Below are 2,346 nucleotides of genomic sequence, written 5' to 3'. Positions count from 1 at the left end.
GCAAGCCGCTCGAGCGGCTCACGGTCCGCGTCGAGAGTCAGCGTGGCAGCAACGAGCTGCCCCAGGGTCGGGTGCGGCACGGCGTGAACGGCCACTCCGCCCCGCGCGGCCGGCGCGAGCACGGATTCCACGTCGGCGATGAGCACGGTGGCGCCCGCCGTGACGATGGCGTCGGGTCGACCGCGCACGACGAGGACCCCGTACTCCAATGAGCCGACGTCCCCCACCGTGGCCCAGCCACCGGCAGCGCGCAGCAGGGAACCCGGCGGACCCGCATAGCCGTCGCACACCCACGGCGAGCGGACCCAGATGGTCCCCGGTACAGGGTCATCACGGATTTCGATCTCGACCCCGGGAAACGCCCGGAGGGCCCCGTCACCCTCGCTGGCCGCGGCCGAGACGAAGCTCAGCTCGGCCGCGCCGTAGTAGTGCGTGATCCGCAGCCCGCGCTGCCGAGCCGTGGCGACCAGCTGGTCCGGGAGGTGGGCTCCCGCCACGACAACCCGGGCCCCGCGCGGAAGCTCCTCGCCCCGACGCTCCAGCACGGCCGGCGTGAGGCACGCGTGGTCTGCCCTGGCCGGGTCGTCGACGAGGTCGGCCCCCACCCACGCAGCGTGCACGGCAGCAAAGAGGTTCATCGTCGACCGCAGCGGCCCGGGTACCCAGACCCGGGCGCCATCGGCCACACCGGTCAGCTCCGAGTACGCGGGGAACGAGTCCCACCATGATTGGATCGTGCGCACCACTCGACGGGGGGCGGGACCCGTCGTGCCGGACGTTTCCAGCGCGAGCCGGGCACCCGAGCGGTGCGCTGAGAACACTGCCGCCACCGGGTCGTCGTGCGCGTCAGGGCGGACCAGCCGCGTCATGGAACCTCCTCGAACAGCACCGGCAGCCAGGCTCCGGGCCGCCACCCATTGAACCAGCCCCTGGTCAGCCAGCGCTCCCGCCTCCAGCGCACATGAGGAAGGGCCGGACATTCCGGTCCGGCCCTTCGTCGGTCTGGTGGAGCTGAGGGGACTCGAACCCCTGACCCCCTCCATGCCATGGAGGTGCGCTACCAGCTGCGCCACAGCCCCAGTTGGACGTCACTTCCGTGAAGCGACTGCGTCACTCTAGCCAAAGAACGGGCCCGAGCCCAAATCCGTCCTCACGCCTTCCATGGACCCAGGTTCCACCCCGAGATGCGCCATCGCACCTGTTCGCTGAAGCTCTTGCGCCCCTCGATGAGCTCGATCCAGTGGCAGTTGTCGAGGCCCCGGAAGATCGCGTCCGACACGTCCTGGTCGAGGCCGACGAGATCGGTCGCGCCCACCCGGCCGGAGACCCCATGGGTCACGACGATTGCCGTCTCGCCGACGAGCAGCTCCCGCTCGATCTCCCGGACCGACTCGCCGACGCGTCGGGCCACGTCCTCGCGGGTCTCCCCAGTGACGCCGCGGGGCACGTCCTCGCCCCGGTCCAGCGCGGCGATCGTCTCCGGGTACCGCGCCCGCACCTCGTCGGCGTGCAGCCCCTGCCACTCACCGACGTGCACCTCCCGCAATCGGCCGTCGAGCCTGACCTCCAGCCCGGTCAGCTGGGCGATGGCGTCAGCGGTGGCGGCGGCGCGCTGCAGGTCGCTCGAGACGAGCAGGGCGGGCTGGTACGCGGCCAGGTGCGGTGCCGCAGCGATCACCTGGGCGCGACCGGTCGCCGACAGCTCCGAGTCCTTGTGGCCCTGCCAGATCCGAGCGGCGTTGTCGACGGTCTCGGCGTGACGCATGATGACGATCCGCCGCGGACCCGTCGACGTGGTCGGCCCGACGCTCACGACGCCGGGTCCGCACCGCCGCCTTCGCCCCCGCTGCCATCCGCGCCGGCATCGGCACTGCCTGCTACCCCGGGCCGGAGCGGGGCCTCGACCATCGCCAGGTCGATCTCGGGGCAGTCCTTCCACAGCCGCTCGAGCGCGTAGTACTCCCGCTCGTCCTCGTGCTGGATGTGGACGATGATGTCACCGAAGTCGATGAGGACCCACCGACCCTCCCGCTCACCCTCGCGCCGGATCGGCTTCGAGCCCAGCTCGCGCAGCCGGTCCTCGACCTCGTCGACGATGGAGCCGATCTGCCGCTCGGAGGCTGCGGACGCAATGACGAAGATGTCGGTCAGCGGCATCTGGTCGCTGACATCGATCGCCGTCACCTTCTCGGCGATCTTCTCCTCGGCGGCGTTCGCGGCGGCCTTGGCGAGCTGGAGCGCGTGGGCTGTTGCTGTCACTGGTCTCCTTGTGGCGAGGCGGCGTTCCGGGCGGGCGTCGCGACCCGGCGGACGAGCGGCTCGACGGGAGGCGCCCCGCACGGGCCG

3 protein-coding genes and 1 tRNA gene are annotated in these 2,346 nt (G+C 71.6%); all 4 read right to left on the bottom strand.

The genetic code is table 11. From position 1 onward, the window contains the following. Positions 1-869 (bottom strand): AMP-binding protein (locus tag VIR15_RS01645; protein ID WP_331925728.1); only part of this gene is annotated, 869 nt, incomplete at its 3' end. Between the two features lie 134 nt (positions 870-1,003). Continuing rightward, positions 1,004-1,079: transfer RNA gene (locus VIR15_RS01640), tRNA-Ala, on the bottom strand. A gap of 71 nt (positions 1,080-1,150) precedes the next feature. Continuing rightward, complete coding sequence (locus VIR15_RS01635) at positions 1,151-1,813, bottom strand: histidine phosphatase family protein (RefSeq protein WP_331925727.1); 663 nt, start codon at positions 1,811-1,813, stop codon at positions 1,151-1,153. After that, positions 1,810-2,259: a ribosome silencing factor gene (rsfS, locus tag VIR15_RS01630; protein WP_331925726.1), complete on the bottom strand. Its 450-nt coding sequence runs from the start codon at positions 2,257-2,259 to the stop codon at positions 1,810-1,812. The genes VIR15_RS01635 and rsfS overlap by 4 nt, the downstream gene beginning before the upstream one ends. Between the last annotated feature and the right edge of the window lie 87 nt (positions 2,260-2,346).

Source organism: Intrasporangium sp., assembly GCF_036566125.1.
Classification (GTDB): domain Bacteria; phylum Actinomycetota; class Actinomycetes; order Actinomycetales; family Dermatophilaceae; genus Intrasporangium.
Note: the sequence above shows the minus strand (reverse complement) of the source record. Positions and strands in the feature narration are given on the sequence as shown.